A 17,539-nucleotide genomic window follows, 5' to 3' on the forward strand; every position below is an offset into this window, starting at 1 on the left:
ATGGAAACGTTTATCATCATTTGCATGCTGGGGTCGATTACCGGTATTGTGCTTGGATTGACTGGTGCGGGTGGTGCGATTTTGGCTGTACCATTGCTGATCTTCGGGTTGGGTATGAATATGTCGGAGGCAGTTCCGATTGCGTTGCTGGCAGTTTGTCTGTCGGCAACTATCGGCGCTTTGATTGGATTGAAGCAGGGAAGGGTGCGTTATCGCGCTGCCGGGCTCATCGCTTTAACCGGTTCGCTCGCTGCGCCCGCCGGTTTCTGGCTTTCTCAAAAGCTGCCGCATGAGCCGTTAACTTTGCTGTTTGCACTGGTGTTGGCGTATGTGGCGATCAGCATGCTACGAAAAAGAAAGTCGAATAATCATGATATCCAGACCGATGTGATGCATCTTCATCCATACCCCGAGATTCCCTGTATGCTTGGAAGTGACAGTGGCCGTTTGATTTGGACATGGCCATGCGCGCGCGCGCTGGCGTTATCGGGAACGCTGGCCGGATTTTTATCCGGCCTGCTGGGAGTAGGGGGTGGTTTTGTGGTTGTGCCCGCGCTTAACAAAGTGACGCTGCTTCAAATGCAGGCCATACTGGCGACATCGCTGGCGGTGATCGCCGTGGTTTCAGCTGTCGGGACTGTATCCGCTGTCTTATTGGGCACGATGAACTGGTGGATCGCCGCACCATTTGCGGTGGGTGCGCTGGCGGGAATGATGATCGGGTTCGCACTGTCAACCCGCTTCTCCAGCACAAAATTACAGCAAGGCTTTGCCTGGATGGCGATCTGTGTTGCGCTGGCAATGGTTGTTAAACTGTTTGTCTAACAAGTTGTTGGAAAACATTTTCGGGACAGGTAATGCAAGTCAAAAACAGGTGGCAAAATTACTGCAAGAAGATTTTATACGCTGAAAGCCGGTCCAAAGGGTGAGGCATATATCCGTGCCGAGTAAAAAGTGGCTTTTATGCATGTCAATCGGCGTTGAAATTTTGCCAGTTTTTCTCAAAAAATAGCGATCAAGTTTTTCAGTTTAATTTTTATTACATTGTCATTGTCTTTAATGCTTAATTTCTTACAGGGCAGACGCTGGCACTGAAAAATATTGGAAGCTGATTTGCATCTTGCTCCCAGTGGGGGAAAGGTGTCCATCCCATCTCCGCTATTTACAACTGTTTTTCCCTGATCAAATTTCAATCGTCATGGGTGATCAATTTTAAACCGGTATCAACACGGAGAGACTGGCGGGAGTGTCTGAGACAGGTGTGTGTAAATGATTAATCTGAAACAGTAAAGTGAGTTTGCACAGTATGTAAGATATCCTGCGCTATCAAATCAATCAATATATCCATCTCTTTTACCGAAGCTTCATAACCATCATCATCCAATGCGCGCTCAAAATAAAAATATTTGATTATCGGCTTGTTTTGGGTCTTTGCCATGGTTAATTGATAACGTCCCGAGGCAATCGCTAATCCATCGGTGGTCGGGTGAAGTGAATCTACCCGCAGTCGCACCCGAAGATCGGGTTGGTGCGTATGTGCCGGATGATTGAGATAGTAGCTGTATTGGTCTGAACGCTGGTGAAGCGAATTCTGTAGCGCTTTAGGTAAGGCCTTATCCAGGCGCTCCGCCCACAGATTGGATTTTGAAATATGCAATTTATTGGGACTGGTTTGCAACACCAGCCCCGGTTGTGTGAGGTAATCGGACAGTTCAATGTGTTCGATCAATAATGATGGAACAGGTTTCGTAACAACATTGTGTTTCTGGGTAGCAGCTGGCAGCATGTAGTAGTTTATCGTGACCGGTACCGATGCGCAGCTTGTTATAGCAATGGCTGATGCCAGAATCAGGATTGTCCGTTTCAATGTGGTTCCTTGTTTATTAGTTTGCTTTCCGGGTCGGTTCAGGCTCATTTTGCGCGTCACTTGAAAAAATCAGCGCATCGGGCTTGTTTTTCAATTGCGTCAGTAATGGCTTAAGTTCTGCAAATGCATCAGCAACCGTTGCTAAAGCGCGCTTAAGTTCCTGGTTTGTAGACGATTCTGCGGTAAAGCCGCTCATCAATTCTTGGGCATGGTGCAAGGTTCCGTTGAGCGATGCAATGAGTTCACGATCATGCATATCGGCAGCTATTTTTTCAATGCTGTGCAAGGTTTGCGTGCTTTGTGCCAGAAGCTGTACTGCGTGTTTGCCGACAGATTCCAGAGGCAGGTTATTGATTTTTTCAATCAGCTCGCTCAGTTGTGCAGAAATATGACTAATACCATCCAGGGTGACCGGTATGATCACCAGATTATTGTGGTAATTTATTTTATGTTGCTTACTTTGTTTTGTTGATGAGGATGGGAGATTGATTTCAATCAGTTGCTGCCCGAGAATGAAGTTACTGACTTTGATTGTTGCGCTTAAACCTTCAGTTAACTGTTGGTTGATATGTTTTTCCGCTTCAAGCTTGCCTTGTATACTATCTTCCAGACCGAAACTGCCTGGATAAACCTCTAGTACAACGGGAATTTTCATAGACTGTTCGAGCAAATGCTGTCCGGCTTCGATATCACCGGACCGCAATACCTTGCCAACATGGATGCCGCGATAGTAGATCGGCGCGCCCGGGCTTAATCCGCGTTCATTGCTGTTTACCAGTAGTACATAGCGCAGTGAATGGTCGTAATGTTTTTCATTAATTGCGGACTGACTGGGATAAATATGGTATTCGGCATGTTCCGTGATCCGTTTGCCTAATCGTTCATTTTCGGGGACTGAAAAAGCAATGCCGCCCTGAAGTAGCGATTGGATCGTTCCGGCTTGTAGCGTGATTCCGTCTGCAGTGACCTCTGCACTTATACCGCTCATTTTCCAGAACCGGGTGTTGGTGGTAATCAGCTCGTGATAAGGCGCCCTGATAAAAGCATCGTAATAGATCATCCGCTTGTCGAGATTAATATCTACTTTTTCAATCTGTCCTACGTTGAATCCTTTGTAGAGAATGACATCGCCTTCTTTGAAACTGAAGTCACCGTGCGTATGCAGCGTGACATGTAAGCCCGGGGTGCCGGGCGGCGTCAGTGGCGGTGCATCGAGTCCTTCAAAATGCTCGGCAATATTGTCATTTTTGCCCGGAAGGAATTCAATATACTGACCGGAAAATATTGTACTGAGCCCTGATACGCCTGAAAAACCGATAGTGGGTTGTACCAGCCAGAAGCTGGAATCGTCAGCCAGCATATCTCTGACCTCATGACTCATACGTGCGGTAACCTTTACACCGTCAAGATCTTCATTCAGTGAGATATCGACAACTTTGCCTACTTCGACGTTCCGGGTTTTAATTTTGGTTTTTTCTACCGCCAATCCTTCGGCGCTTGAGAAAGTGATGGTGATTAGAGGCCCCTGGTTAGCCCAATGGTCGTAAACCATCCAGGCGCCGACAGCGATTGTAATCAGCGGGATCAGCCATAATCCCGAAATACCCTTAATGCGAGAAACGTCTGCTTTCTCGATAGCGGGTTCCGTGCTGTTATTCATCGTTGTTCCAGAAAGGGCGTGGGTCAAAACTTTCCGCGGCAAGCATGGTAGTAATCACCATACCGGCAAATGCCAGTATTGCGCTGCCGGGATATACCGACATCAAGTTACCTATTTGAATCAGGCCGGCCAGAAAAGCAACGACAAAGACATCGACCATCGACCAGCGACCCATGAATTCGATCACGCGAAAAGCGATAATTTTACTTTGCTGATTGCGGTATAAGTTAAACTGCTGCATCGTTAACAGTGCGGTTAACACTAAAAATTTTCCGATGGGCACGGCGATACTGGCTATAAAGATGACAATGGCGATGGGATATGACCCATGCTGCCAAAGCATAAGTACTCCGCCGATGATTGTACTGGTTTCTTCGGTGCCCAGACTGCGTGTGACCATGATTGGATAATAGTTAGCAGGAATATATAACAACATGCCAGTAATCAAAAATAACCAGCTGCGTTGCAGGCTGGGTTTTTCTCGCGATTCCAGTTGATGATAACAGAACCAGCATGTTTTATTGTTTTCAGATTGGACTGTTGCACATATAATGCAGCTGACCAGCGGCGTCGTTTCGGTGTCAGTAGGTGGTTGTTTGATGCCGTCCCGTTGTTCAATAATTTGTTTAATTATCTGCGTCAGTTGATGTTTGTCGACATGCAGCATGGCTGCTATCAGCATTACCGTCAACAGAGCGAACGTCCAGAACGAGAATCCAAGCGTAATCTCTGCCAGAGACATGACTTTTACCATGCTGATTAAAACAGCGAGTAAATAGATTTCTGCCATATTCCAGAATTTCAATCCACCAATCAAGCGTAGCAATAACAGTGATTTGCGCGTCACCGTTTTTCGCTTGACTTGCAGAGTCAGCCACAACAGGCTGCCAGTCATGAGTGATGGAATAACGAAAATGACCATCACCAGTATGACAGCAATATTAATTTCGCCCATAGCCAGCAGTTCTTTCACCGATTGAACCAGGGTGATAGAGCGTTCCATACCTCGTATACTCAGCGTGATAAAGGCGAATTGATTGCTCAGTATCAGCAATACTATCGCTGATAGTGAAAACACCAGAATTCTTTCCAACGAATTTCTGTGTGTAACCGTGATGATCTCGTCACAACGCGGACAGGCTGCTTTCATGCCCGAAGCCAGATTGCCGATGCTGATCGCCTGGTCACACATATGGCATAACGCATCGGGCTGTTCGACAGTGGTGGTTTGATCAATCGATCGCATATTGAAATAAATAATTAAATTTTGGATTAGAGTATTGGCCGGCGAATAAGTTTGTAAAGTATTGAGGTGACTTTTGAGTATACAGCGTTGCTAGGATGTTTCGACAAATAGCACAGTACGTAGTCAACAAAACTGTCATGCAACGCTCAGACAAACGTCATTTTGCTGTCACAGTCATTCCATAAAATGTCTTAAATTATTTTTCAAGGTATTGATTATGACTACACCCAAAGGCTTTTATGTAAATGATTTAATATTTTTCGTTTTATTAGACACTGTGTCGCTGGACGAAATGCTAATAATCGTATCATGAAAGTATTTTACGGAATACAGGGCACAGGCAATGGCCATATCACGCGTGGCCGGATTATGGCCAGGGAATTATACGCTGCGGATGTTACAGTGACTTATCAATTTACCGGCAGATCGCAGGATCAGTTTTTTGATATGGAGATTTTTAATGGGCATCAGTGGTGCGAAGGCCTGACGTTCAGCGTTAAAAACGGCAAAGTCAATCCTGTCAGAACAATCTTGAAATCCCGCCCGATTCGCTTGTTCAAAGATATCAGGCAACTGGACTTGAGTGGCTATGATCTTGTGATTTGCGATTACGAACCCGTCACAGCCTGGGCCGCACGTCAACAAAAAAAGAAAACAATCGGTGTCAGTCATCAATATGCTTTTCAGTACAAAATACCCCGTGCAGGCGGTGATCCACTGTCAGAAGCGGTCATGAGAAATTTCGCCCCTGTCGATACAGGTATTGGTCTGCATTGGTATCATTTCGATCAGCCAATTTTGCCGCCCATTATCGCAACACCGGATATGCCGCAACATACGCAAAAAAACAAAATCGTTGTTTATCTTCCGTTCGAAAATCAACGGCAGCTGATCGAATTGCTGGCCCAATTTAAGGGTTTTGAATTTAATATCTATTCATTCTGTCCGGCTAGAACGCCTTATCATGCCAATATTCATTGTAAGCCTTTGTCTTTGTATGGTTTCCAGAGAGATATGCATGATTGCGCCGGTATTATTTGTAATGCAGGCTTTGAACTGGCCAGTGAATCCTTATATCTGGGTAAGAAAATTCTGGTAAAACCGGTACATGGACAGATGGAACAGGCTTCCAATGCAGTTGCATTGACCGAACTGGGTTACGGTCATGCGATGAAGCGAGTTGATCGGACCGCCATTGAACAATGGCTTCATGAAACAAAAGCCGTTCGTATAACTTACCCCAATACCGCCAGGTATCTGGTGCAGTGGATTAAAGCGGGTATGCAACCGATTGATCAGGACTGGTGCAACCAGGTGTGGTCAGATGTGAAGGTTATTCCGGTTGATCTGCACTAGTCATTCGTTATTACTCAGTTGATGGAGTACTGATCTGCACCGACACAAAAATATTTCTCCCAAAATTTTACAAACATTTAATTGCATCTGTGAAAGACGATATTGTGAATCAATTCGATGAAGTGCTGATTAAAATCCCCACGCCACAAAACATTCTGATTTTTTATAATCCTATATCGAGCGCTGGTAACACGGAAAAAATTGCAGAAAAACTGGCGATTGAATTGATCTTTCATAAGAAAAACGTTGCTGTATATACGTCTGAGAGGAAGATGAAAGGTTACAAACGCGTGAAAGCAGAAATTGTTGCTAGTGATCTCGTCGTCATTGTAGGTGGAGACGGTACGGTCAGGAAGCTATTAAGTATTATCAACAAGGCCGAGACACCTGTTTATGTGATTCCGGGTGGCAACGAATCGCTTTTTGCACGCACATATGGCATGAGTACCAGCACAGACGATTTGCTTCGGACAATAGCGGCTGGAAATTGTCTGCAGCAATACTATGGATTAATCAGCGGTCAAGGTATAAGAGGTAAAAAACCATTTTTCAATATGGCTTCGATGGGTCTGGACTCGTTGACAGTTAAAAATATTGGTGAGCGAAAAGGGCCTCTGAACGATTCAATCTATGTCTGGCATGGACTGAAAGCCTTGTGTTCACTGCGTCATCCGATGGTCTCCATAAGTGTCGATGGACAGTGCGTTATTGACCGTGGGGCTGGTTACATTATCGTCGCCAACAGTTCGGCGTATGCTAAAAACTTGCAGTTGGTTCCGGCTGCTAATCCCTCAAGGCATGAATTGGTTGCCGGATTCCTGCCGGGGGCACGACATCAGCATGAATTGATCAAGGCCATGAGGATTCTGCAACGCAAGCCGGCGAATCTGCCGATGCAATTTTTTACAGGTAAGAGGATTGCGTGTACCTTGCATGGACAATCGTATCCAATGCAGGTAGACGGTGATTATTTTCGCAACCGCGATATTGAAGCGAACAATACCGTCAAATTCAGTATCAGCGCAAGTCCTATACATGTATTGATGCCACCGGATTCAATACAAACTTGAGAGGCCGGTCACTGTTAACTGGCTAGATTAAGAAACTTGCCGGGTAGTATTCACCACACTTAACAGCGCGTCAACGAATGGTAGAGTATTGGTGCATTGTCAATTTGACCAGAAACTATTTGCTGCTACTATATAATCAGCTAGTCATCTTTGTTCCAAAGCCTAGTATGTGCCGGTTTCGACACTATGTCATTATCCGGGAATAACGGACAAATGCATGTTTCCTGATCAAGCCTGTTGGTTGGATAATGAAAAAATGGAAACAGTGTCGGCCAAAAATATGGAATCTACAAATAACGACAGCGTAGAATTCGTTCTTAAACAAAAAGCAGATATGGATGCTGTTTATGAATTGTTATGCAGGGAATATTCCCTGCATGAAACTTTTCACGTGCAATTAAAAAGATATTATCTGGATTCTTTTGATTGGCGCATGTATCAGCAAGACATCGTATGCGGATGGGACGTTCCGAACAATAAACACCATTTAAAAGTTAATAATAATCAAGATATTAAAAGTCAGGAAGGCGTTTTTTTTATCCAGAATAAAGATACCGGCAGTAGTCTTTACGAATTTCCATTCGATCATATGCCCAGGTTTTCCAAAGATATTTCACATCAAACATGTCGCCAGATGCTTGACGACATATTGGGGATCAGAGCATTCATGCCGGTTGTTATAATGACCGTTCAGCGTAAGCAACTACTTGTTCTGAACAAAGAACACAAAACATTAGCGATACTTCAGGCGGAAAGGTATACCATAAGTGGGCATACTGTTGAAAAATGCCTGCACGACCGCTTGATTGTTTTTCCAATCCGTGGCTATAAAAAAGTGTTCAAGCAGGTTCTGCAATACATCACCGAGCACTTAAAATTACCACCCGCAGGTAATACGCTGCTTGATGAAGCTCTGGCGGCTATCGATCAAACACCTGATTCAAATGCATTTGCCCTGACACAGAGACTGCCGGATTCATTGACTACCTGGGAAGCGACACAGATTTTGCTGCGGCATTTACTCAATGTGATGCAGGCGAATGAATCTGGATTGCGTCACGCAATCGACACGGAATTTTTGCATGACTATCGGGTTGCAGTAAGGCGTACCCGTTCGATCCTGGGTCAAATTAAACATATATTTCCCGGTAAGTTGCTCGATTATTTTAAACGCGAATTTTACTGGCTGGGTACGATAACCACTCCTACGCGCGATCTGGATATGTATTTGCTAAAATTTGATGGATATATGCACGAACTGCCGCCGCATTTGCAGAATGATCTTGTGCCGTTTCGCTTATTTCTTGAACGCCACTGGAAAGTTGAACATGCGCGTCTTTGTCAAGCGCTTGATTCGAGGCGTTATCACAAACTGATCAGTCAATGGCAGCAGATGTTTGCCAGCAAGGACATGCAATCGCAGTCGGATACGGTGTTGTTACAACAGACCTCGCCACAGGAAACGTTTAATGCCACAAAGCCCGCCAAACAGGTGGTCAGTGAGCGTATCCGGAAACTCTACAAGCGCGTACTCAAAGAAGGCTGGATGATCACGCCGGAGTCACATGATGAAACACTGCATGAATTGCGTAAAACCTGTAAAAAATTCCGTTATCTGATCGAATTTTTTCATGATTATTATCCGGATAAGCAAATCAGCAGACTGGTTAAAAAACTGAAACTGCTGCAAGATAATCTTGGCGATTTTCAGGATTTATGTGTGCAGGTGGATCAGTTAAACTGTTTTGCAGAGCAAATGCGGCAAGAAGGACTGGCTGATACCAGAACAATTATGGCGATGGGTGTGCTGGTGCAGAAACTAACTGCCCGAAAAGCGGCGGTGCGTGCTGAATTCGGTCAGCGTTTCAAGGAATTTATCCAAACCGATAAAAAGGCGGCATTTTCGCATACATTTAGTCTTAAGCGGACTGACACCTAATCAACCAGAAGGTAAAACGGCATGAAAATTGTTGCTTGTTATAATGTTAAAGGCGGTATCGGCAAAACAGCGACGACAGTGAATCTGGCTTATCTCGCGGCATATGAAGGCGCCAGAACGCTGGTTTGGGATTTAGACCCGCAGGGGGCGGCCAGTTTTTATTTTCGTATAAAACCCAAAGTCAAAAAAGGCGGCAAAGGTTTGCTTTCCGGCAAGAAAGCGCTGGATGATGTGATCAAAGGCACCGACTATAAGTACCTGGATCTCATTCCATCCGACTTTTCCTACCGTAATCTTGATCTTGCGCTTGATGATTTTAAAAAATCAGCCACCCGGCTGCGAAAGATTTTGAAACCCTTAAATAAGGAATATGATTATATCTTTCTGGATTGTCCGCCCAGCATTTCGCTGGTATCCGAGAATACGCTGATTGCAGCCGACGCGATAATCGCACCAACCATTCCGACAACATTATCTTTGCGGACGCTGGATCAGATACTTGATTTTTGTAAGAAAATGGGTATTGCACACGACAAAATCCTGACATTTTTTTCCATGGTCGACAGCCGCAAAAAACTGCATAAACAGATTATCGAAAACCCGCCGCAAAATGTACGGGTATTGAAATCCTGCATACCCTACGCAAGTGATATCGAGTTGATGGGCGTACATCGTCAGCCGGTGTGTGTTTTTGCGAAAAACAGCAGAGCGGGCAAGGCTTATCAGGCACTCTGGGATGAATTCAAGCGATCGTATTAAAATTTAAAGGAAAATCAGATTGTCACATTTACTGTATTTACTGCGTCACGCAAAATCCGACTGGAAAAGAGAAGCCGCTACCGATTTTGAACGTCCGCTTTCAAAGCGTGGCTTATCGAATGCGCCAAAGATGGCCGCTTGGCTGGCCAAACAGGCCAATATGCCTGCAACAATTATCAGTTCACCGGCGTTGCGCGCTTATCAAACCGCGTCGATATTTGCGTACGCTTTGGATATACCGGCTCAAGACATTCATTTTGACAACCGGATTTATGATGCCAGTCTGGATACATTATTGGCAATGATCAGAGCGTTGCCGGAACAGGAAAAATCAGTATTGCTGATTGGTCACAATCCGGGGCTGGATTCTTTATTACAGGTGTTATGCAGACAACAGACAAAACCGAGAGTCGATGGCAAGCTCATGACCACATGTGCAGTTGCTAAAATTGCCGTGGAAAGCCGGTGGCTGGATATTGCGGAAAAACACTGCATGCTGTACAGCTTGTCCCGGCCCAAAGAAGTGCTCTAACAGTTTGCTCGTGTATGAGCGGCTTTCCCGGAATCCATGACAGGCATCTGGCCTGTCATGAATCATATTTTAACGCGCGGACGTGTGGGCAGACGTCTCAAGTAAAACGTTTTTTGTGGACCATCTCTCTCTGAGAAACTGTCATTACTGCGAAGCTGTGTACCATGCGTTTTGTTTAAATGTTGGCGTATCACCAGCGCAAATAAATAATCTGATTGAGTATCATACAATTGATGAAGCAGATGGCGCGCAAGACAAAGCGGCCTTTCTGGCATGGCTTTGCCAATATCCTTGCCAGAAAGGCCGCTGAATAAAGTCAGACGCCAATACTGCAATCAATCTGTTCTGATGCGATATTCAAGTTAACCGGCTGGTTAAAGCCGTTGCGGCAACCGTGCGCGTAGTTCTTCTGCCTTGCATGCCGTGTAGTCCTTGTCAATTTCCAGACTCAACAGCGCATTCAATGAAGCATTGAAGTGAGTGCGTAGCAAGCCAAGAAATGCAGGTGCTGCGACCACGACCAAGCGCTCGAATGTGTTTGCCACACGCCCTTGCTCGAGCCGGCCCGCAATTAATTTGGCGAAGCGAATCTGTTCTTGTTCCTTGGGGTCGACCTCGACCGCCATCGCATGACGTCCGTCGCCGTGGCTGTCGAAACTGCGTCCTTGACGGTCACTGGTGAGATCCATTTGCTTCGCGCGCGCGTCGGGATTATCAAAAGTTTCGAGCTCGGTTAAAGGCCCTATTGGCGAATCCGCAGTGAAGAGCCTGGCCTGACTGCTGTTTGCGGTAAGAATCCAGATTTTGGTCATGAAATGTATCCTCCAAAATTTTATTGATCATCAAGTCCATGAGTCTGACTGCGGCGTAAGGTCTGGCAGGTTGTTGAAAAACAATCTGCGTTGCCGTTGCCGCGTTAGTAACAAGCTCAAGAATCTCATTTATTACATATTAACTCCGCTTTCTTTCTTGCTTTTACCTTGCTCCGTTTACCTCAAAAACGTTTTTAAACGACCTGATAGAGTCATTTTATGGGTGCCTGGCGAATTTGATATCAGCAAAGTTATTTTGAATACTGGAACGTGGTATTTAGCTCCCGGCGCAGTGATTCAGCCGTTTGGGGAGAATAAAGCGTCTGGCGATTTTCTCCGCTGGCTGAAAAAAATACCAGTGCAGTCGGCTGGAAACCATGTCGGTCGGCGAATGTTCTTCCATCGGGCGTTTGAATGTCGGCGACAAGAAAAATCAGGCGCTCATCATATTCATCCCTGATTTCATTCATAACAGCCATCGTCGCCCCACTTTGCAAAATATTGTCATCATGTACAATCAACAATACAGGCGTGCCTTGACCAATTAATGAAAGATCCCCGGAAAAACCACGGGGAAGCAGCGATACTGCAAAAGCGGTGATCGTCAGGATTAAAGTCAATGTGATCAGTTTTGGCCAGATGTTGCGCTTGACAGCCGGCTTGTTTGAATTTTGTGTTTGCATTATTTGCCTTCACTCTATTTTTATTTTAGTGAACAGTGTAACAAATTTGACAGCACGGTGTGTTGTCGTGTGTAACCTTGTAGAGTGATCAGCGAAGCGTTACACACTGGTGCGTTACAATTAAAAATTTGAGCTTAAAATTGTTTCTATACATCTGATATGCCAGGAAACATTTTGTATTCAGTTCTTGGTTGCGTTACTCGCACTTTTCAACTGTTCCTCAATCGCTTCCGCCGGAATCATACCGCCAACGATTGAACCATCGGCAAAAATCAGGGTAGGGGTGCCGGTGACTCTGTTTTCCTGACCGGATCGCAATAGCGTTGGAATCGGCGTTTCACAATCCTGATCCTTTGGTGCGATGCCTCTAAGCATAAAATCATCCCAGGCTTTGATCTGATCCTGCGCACACCAGATTGAGGTGGAAAGTTCGACAGAACCTCTCAGCACCGGATAGAGCAGCGTGTAAATCGTGACATCGGTGATTTCCAGCAGTTCTTTTTCCAGTTGCTTGCAATACGGGCAGTTGGGGTCGGTAAAGACCGCGAGTTTGCGTTCGCCATTGCCTTTGACAGTTTTGATGGCGAATTCAAGGGGCAGGCTATCCAGCGGCACGCGGCGCGCGGCTTTAATTTCCTGCAGGCGTTCATTGGTGACACTGGTCCTGGTTTTGGTATCTACAATATGACCGAAGAAAAAATATTCTGCTTTTTCGTCGGTATAAAAAAGTTCGCCACCGACCAACGCTTCATAAAGACCCAGATACGGTGTTTTTCTCAGACTTTCAATTTTTGCACCCGGAAAATGGGGTTCAATGGCTTTTTTGACAGCTTTTTCATCCGCCGAGATAGTACCGGAAAAAAAACTCAATGACAGGATTAGAATAAATCGCTTCAAATGTATAGCCATTATGACTCCTTGTTAAATACTGATTAATTCAATGCGTGCTGCATCAGTTGGTTTTTGATGAGCGGCAGTTGGTTGGTGATCGCCAGTCCTAAATTACGAATTCGGGCAAGTGTCGGGTCAGGATTGATGAACAGCTTTTGTAAACCATCGGTGATGACTTCCATCGCCAGAATATCTTCCTTGCGTGCACACTCATAACGGCGTAGCAGCATAAAATCACCCACGTCAGATTGTAAGCCGCGTTGATTAAGGATTTCAGTGAGTTTGCGCACATCGCGCAAACCGAGATTCATTCCCTGTCCAGCCAGAGGATGAATACCGTGTGCCGCGTCGCCTACCAGTACAAGGCGCGGCCTGATCAGGTGCTGAACATGCACAAAATTAAGCGGAAAGCCGGCTGGTGGTGTGATTAACTGCAGTTCGCCCAATGCATGCGAGGAAGCATCTGCAACACGTTTGCACAATGTGTCGCCTGAAAGATCGCGCAGTTGTGCGGCATGGTCATCGCTGGTAGACCAGACCATTGAAATCCGGTTTCCAGGCAGTGGCAGCAAGGCCAGTACGCCATCACGCCTAAACCACTGATGCGCAATATTACGATGGGGTAATTCAGTGATGTAATTGGCAACCAGGCCGGTTTGTTGATAAGGGTGGTGAGAAACTTCAATGCCTGCCTGTTCCCGTACCCATGAATTCACGCCGTCTGCACCGACAACCAATGCAGTCTCCAGCATGCGGCCATCTTCAAGTTGAATGCTAACATGTGATTCATGCCAGTTGATGGCGGTGCATTTGGCCGGACAAATGATATCTACATGGTCTTTTTGGGATTGCAGTACTTCCCAGACGGCGCTCTGTAACTGACGGTTTTCAACAATGCAGGCCAGTTCAGCCACACCGACTTCATAGGCGCTAAAGTGAACATGCGAATTGTTGTCATCGCCAAAAACCGCCATGTCATAAACCGGCGTGAGACGGGATGTTTCTATTCTCTGCCAAATCGAATGGTCGCGTAAAAAATCTACGCTGCCCGGACTGATTGCATAAATCCGGCTATCCCAGCTTTCATCCTGGGGCTGCGGTGGTGGTTCGCGTGATTCGATTACTGCAATTTTCAGGTCGCTATCCTTCAAAGCGGCCGCAAGACTTGCACCCACCAATCCACCACCGATTACGACAATATCAAATTTCATGAGCTGATTATACCTTTGCTTTGATCTGTATAGAAAACTTCTCCTGTGCTTGGTGTGTGTAGTTCAATGATCGTTAAGTTTGACCTGATATCCTGGCTGCACCGGGGTTTTCGAAATTTGTTTGATAAACCAAATCATGTGATTATACTCTTGGCTTGGTTATTGAGATAGCTCAGGGTCATAATCCATGAGCTGGAGCGCACCGGAGATATCTAAATGGAAACTTTACTTTCAAAGCACTGGCATCATCTTCCGCGTGATGAGGTGGCTGTCCTGCTGGAATCAGATGAGGCCAAAGGCCTTGATAGATTCGAAGTTACTCACCGGCAACAGCATTTTGGCCCAAATCAGCTCACACTCAAGCAGGGGAAGAGTCCACTGGTTTTGTTTCTGTTACAGTTTCATCAACCGTTGGTCTATATTCTGCTTGCTGCGGTGGTCATTACATTTGTGTTGCAGGAATGGGTGGATAGTGGAGTTATTTTCGGTGTCGTGCTGATGAATGCCATCATTGGTTATGTCCAGGAATCGAAGGCACTCAAGGCGATGGAAGCATTAGCTCATACAATGGAAGGTTCTGCCACAGTTGTGCGCGCTGGTAAGAAGGAAAGAATCGCCGCTTCAGAACTGGTTCCCGGTGACCTGGTGTTGCTGCAGTCCGGGGACAAGGTACCTGCGGATTTGAGGTTGTTGCGCAGCAGGGAACTTCAGGTTGATGAATCGGCATTGACCGGGGAATCCGTTCCGGTTCAAAAACAGCCGGAACAACTGTCTCTGGAAAACATATTGGCCGACCGCAGCAACATGGCCTACTCATCCACTCTGGTTACCTACGGCACTGGAGCAGGCATTGTCGTTGCCACCGGAAATAGTACAGAACTCGGCCATATCAATACTCTACTTATCAACGCCGAGGCATTGGCTACGCCGTTTACCCGGAAAATTAATCATTTCAGCCGGATTCTGCTCTGGGTTATTCTGGGACTGGCTGGTTTGGCTTTTCTCGCAGGCTGGATGCATGGTGAACCGCTGCTTGATTCGTTCATGGCGGCAGTAGCGTTGGCTGTCGGAGCGATACCGGAAGGGTTGCCTGCTGCCATGACGATCATGCTGGCAATTGGTGTTAACAAGATGGCACATCGGCATGCCATCATTCGCAAGATGCCGGCTGTTGAGACTTTGGGGAGCACGACAGTCATTTGTTCAGACAAGACAGGAACACTCACTCAAAACCAGATGACCGTCCAGGAGATTTATGCTGATGGAAAACATTATGAAATATCAGGAACAGGATATGCTCCCATCGGGGATATTCATCTTGAAGGATCGGTAATCGATCTGAATTTTCATCCGGTTCTATTGGAATGTATGAAAACAGGTTTGTTGTGTAATGATTCACGTTTATTTCAAAAAAATGATACACAATGGGGCATTGAGGGCGATCCTACAGAGGTTGCGCTGATCTCTGTCGCGATTAAGGGTGGATTGTCGCAACATTCGCTGGAACACACGTTACCACGCATTGATACATTGCCATTTGAATCTCAGCATCAGTACATGGCTACCTTGCATGCTGTAAATACAGAAGCTTCTATTGTTTATCTGAAAGGCTCTGTTGAAAGCGTCCTTGCGCGTTGTGATAAACACTGCAGTTCTGACTCTGAAGTGGAATTGCTGGATAAGGATAGAATTCACCGCGAAGTGGAAGCAATGGCTGCGAAAGGACTGCGAGTGCTGGCGTTTGCGCGCAAGAAAAGGTTGACGCCTAATCAGTCAATCAGCCATGCAGATGTAGCTGAAGGGCTATGTTTTCTGGGGCTGCAGGCAATGATGGATCCTCCCAGACGGGAAGCAATAGCAGCTGTTAAAACCTGCCAGAAAGCTGGTATTCAGGTCAAGATGATCACGGGTGACCATATTGTTACAGCTGCAGCAATTGCGCGTCAAATAGGACTGGACGGGATTGCAAATCAAAACCTTGATCATTTTGCAATTAACGGCCATATGCTTTCAAATTTGTCTGATCAGGAATTAATTGCGATTGCTCAAAAGATAGCTGTTTTTGCGCGTGTCGCGCCCGAGCAGAAGCTGCGGCTGGTGGAGGCGCTGCAGGCCAAAGGCCATGTGGTGGCGATGACTGGTGATGGCGTCAACGATGCCCCGGCACTTAAACAGGCTGATATTGGTGTGGCCATGGGTGTGGCCGGTACTGAGGTGGCGAAAGAGGCTGCCGATATGGTGTTGACTGATGACAATTTCGCAACGATCGAAGCTGCTGTTGAAGAAGGGCGAACAGTATTTGATAACCTTATCAAGTTCATCACCTGGACACTGCCGACTAATATTGGCGAGGGCCTCTTGATACTGGTAGCGGTGTTTTTGGGTTTGACGCTGCCCATTACTCCGGTCCAGATTCTATGGATCAATATGACTACAGCGATACTGCTAGGCTTAATGCTGGCGTTCGAGCGAAAAGAACCTGGAATTATGACGCGTCCCCCGCGACATCCGGGGGCATCGGTTCTTACCCGGGAACTTGGCTTCCGTATCGGACTTGTGAGTCTGATGTTATTGATCGGTGCTTTTGGTTTTTTTGAGTGGGCTTTATGGCATGGAAAGAGCATCGAGACAGCGCGGACCATGGCAGTCAATATGTTTGTATTTGGTGAATTGTTTTATCTGTTCAACTGCCGTTCGTTGCGGCATTCCATGTTTAAGATAGGCGTTTTTTCTAATTACTGGCTGCTACTAGGGGTAACCACAATGGTTTTGTTACAAATCCTTTTTACTTATTCTCCGACAATGAATGTATTATTTGGAAGCGCTCCGCTGGAGATGATTGAATGGACATTCATTTTGTCTGGTGGTCTGGTTATTTATAGTGTGGTCGGCACTGAAAAATGGCTGCGTCTTCGGTCAGAAGGCTGTAAGGGCAGTTAAATGGAAGAAGGGCTTCCCGATATCTTTGCCGAGATGGCGTTACTGCTGCTATTGGCTGTGACTATTGGCGCCCTTGGTGTCCGTTTGCGCCAGCCTTTGATTGTGGGTTTTATTGCAGTGGGTATTCTGGCCGGTCCATCGGCACTGGATTGGGTGAGCGACAGTGATCAGGTTGACTTGCTGGCAAAACTCGGCATTACCTTGTTGTTATTTGTTGTTGGGCTCAAGTTGGATCTCCATATTATCCGCACTATGGGACTTGTGGCGCTGGCCACAGGACTCGGTCACGTAGCCTTTACCAGCATTATCGGTTATTTGATCGCACTGGCATTAGGCATGTCGCCGATTACTGCGTTATATGTGGCGGTTGCTCTGACATTTTCTAGTACGATTATTATTGTCAAGTTGCACTCCGACAAGCGTGATGCACACGCTGCATGGACGCATTGCCCTTGGCTTTCTGATTGTGCAGGATCTTGTGGTCGCGCTTGTAATGATAGGTCTCAATGCCGTGGCCAGTGCGAGTATCGTTGGTGCTTCGATGGGCCTCGAAGTCTTGGGTGTGTCAATTAA

General features: G+C 46.2%; 16 protein-coding genes. 8 read left to right on the plus strand and 8 right to left on the minus strand.

Annotated features, from left to right (window positions below; translation table 11 throughout):
* Entirely contained in the window at positions 1-825 is an 825-nt protein-coding gene (locus tag C8R11_RS11105; RefSeq protein WP_107795753.1) for a sulfite exporter TauE/SafE family protein, read from the plus strand.
* A 448-nt stretch (positions 826-1,273) separates the two neighbouring features.
* Here the strand turns inward: C8R11_RS11105 and C8R11_RS11110 are convergent, their stop codons facing one another.
* From C8R11_RS11110 to C8R11_RS11120, 3 genes are read right to left on the minus strand one after another with little or no spacing between them, the layout of a single operon-like run.
* A complete protein-coding gene (locus tag C8R11_RS11110; protein WP_181258236.1) occupies positions 1,274-1,867 on the minus strand; it encodes a PqiC family protein in 594 nt (197 codons plus the stop codon).
* A 16-nt stretch (positions 1,868-1,883) separates the two neighbouring features.
* Positions 1,884-3,527: an intermembrane transport protein PqiB gene (gene pqiB, locus C8R11_RS11115; RefSeq protein WP_107795755.1), complete on the minus strand. Its 1,644-nt coding sequence runs from the start codon at positions 3,525-3,527 to the stop codon at positions 1,884-1,886.
* The gene (locus C8R11_RS11120; RefSeq protein ID WP_107795756.1) at positions 3,520-4,773 is read right to left on the minus strand and encodes a paraquat-inducible protein A; all 1,254 of its coding nucleotides are present in this window, start codon (positions 4,771-4,773) and stop codon (positions 3,520-3,522) included. The genes pqiB and C8R11_RS11120 overlap by 8 nt, the downstream gene beginning before the upstream one ends.
* Before the next feature lie 309 nt (positions 4,774-5,082).
* Here C8R11_RS11120 and C8R11_RS11125 point away from each other — a divergent pair, with 309 nt between their 5' ends.
* The 5 genes from C8R11_RS11125 to C8R11_RS11145 all read left to right on the plus strand — a co-directional run bounded on the left by C8R11_RS11125 (position 5,083) and on the right by C8R11_RS11145 (position 10,429).
* Entirely contained in the window at positions 5,083-6,129 is a 1,047-nt protein-coding gene (locus C8R11_RS11125) for an MJ1255/VC2487 family glycosyltransferase (RefSeq protein ID WP_107795757.1), read from the plus strand.
* 89 nt (positions 6,130-6,218) lie between these two features.
* Positions 6,219-7,199: a diacylglycerol/lipid kinase family protein gene (locus C8R11_RS11130; protein ID WP_107795758.1), complete on the plus strand. Its 981-nt coding sequence runs from the start codon at positions 6,219-6,221 to the stop codon at positions 7,197-7,199.
* A 217-nt stretch (positions 7,200-7,416) separates the two neighbouring features.
* Entirely contained in the window at positions 7,417-9,138 is a 1,722-nt protein-coding gene (locus C8R11_RS11135; protein WP_107795759.1) for a CHAD domain-containing protein, read from the plus strand.
* Between the two features lie 21 nt (positions 9,139-9,159).
* Positions 9,160-9,897: a ParA family protein gene (locus C8R11_RS11140; RefSeq protein ID WP_107795760.1), complete on the plus strand. Its 738-nt coding sequence runs from the start codon at positions 9,160-9,162 to the stop codon at positions 9,895-9,897.
* A 19-nt stretch (positions 9,898-9,916) separates the two neighbouring features.
* Positions 9,917-10,429 carry a SixA phosphatase family protein gene (locus C8R11_RS11145; protein ID WP_181258237.1) on the plus strand — a complete coding sequence of 171 codons (513 nt, stop codon included), beginning with the start codon at positions 9,917-9,919 and terminating at the stop codon, positions 10,427-10,429.
* Between the two features lie 62 nt (positions 10,430-10,491).
* On the opposite strand, the gene C8R11_RS11150 is transcribed toward C8R11_RS11145, so the two are convergent.
* From C8R11_RS11150 to C8R11_RS11170, 5 genes are all read right to left on the minus strand, one after another.
* Positions 10,492-10,764: a hypothetical protein gene (locus tag C8R11_RS11150; protein WP_107795762.1), complete on the minus strand. Its 273-nt coding sequence runs from the start codon at positions 10,762-10,764 to the stop codon at positions 10,492-10,494.
* Between the two features lie 39 nt (positions 10,765-10,803).
* Positions 10,804-11,241, minus strand: coding sequence for a host attachment protein (locus C8R11_RS11155; protein ID WP_107795763.1), 438 nt, complete (start codon positions 11,239-11,241; stop codon positions 10,804-10,806).
* A 251-nt stretch (positions 11,242-11,492) separates the two neighbouring features.
* Positions 11,493-11,924: a hypothetical protein gene (locus tag C8R11_RS11160; protein ID WP_107795764.1), complete on the minus strand. Its 432-nt coding sequence runs from the start codon at positions 11,922-11,924 to the stop codon at positions 11,493-11,495.
* Positions 11,925-12,104: 180 nt separating this feature from the next.
* Entirely contained in the window at positions 12,105-12,833 is a 729-nt protein-coding gene (locus tag C8R11_RS11165) for a DsbC family protein (RefSeq protein WP_107795765.1), read from the minus strand.
* A gap of 23 nt (positions 12,834-12,856) precedes the next feature.
* A complete protein-coding gene (locus C8R11_RS11170; RefSeq protein ID WP_107795766.1) occupies positions 12,857-14,026 on the minus strand; it encodes a UbiH/UbiF family hydroxylase in 1,170 nt (389 codons plus the stop codon).
* Positions 14,027-14,242: 216 nt separating this feature from the next.
* Here C8R11_RS11170 and C8R11_RS11175 point away from each other — a divergent pair, with 216 nt between their 5' ends.
* Positions 14,243-16,966: a cation-transporting P-type ATPase gene (locus C8R11_RS11175; RefSeq protein WP_107795767.1), complete on the plus strand. Its 2,724-nt coding sequence runs from the start codon at positions 14,243-14,245 to the stop codon at positions 16,964-16,966.
* Positions 16,967-17,539, plus strand: a complete 573-nt coding sequence (locus C8R11_RS16480; protein WP_219908587.1) for a cation:proton antiporter domain-containing protein — start codon at positions 16,967-16,969, stop codon at positions 17,537-17,539. It abuts the gene before it with no gap.

The sequence above is a fragment of the Nitrosomonas aestuarii genome, assembly GCF_003046585.1.
GTDB classification, from domain to species: Bacteria; Pseudomonadota; Gammaproteobacteria; order Burkholderiales; family Nitrosomonadaceae; genus Nitrosomonas; species Nitrosomonas aestuarii.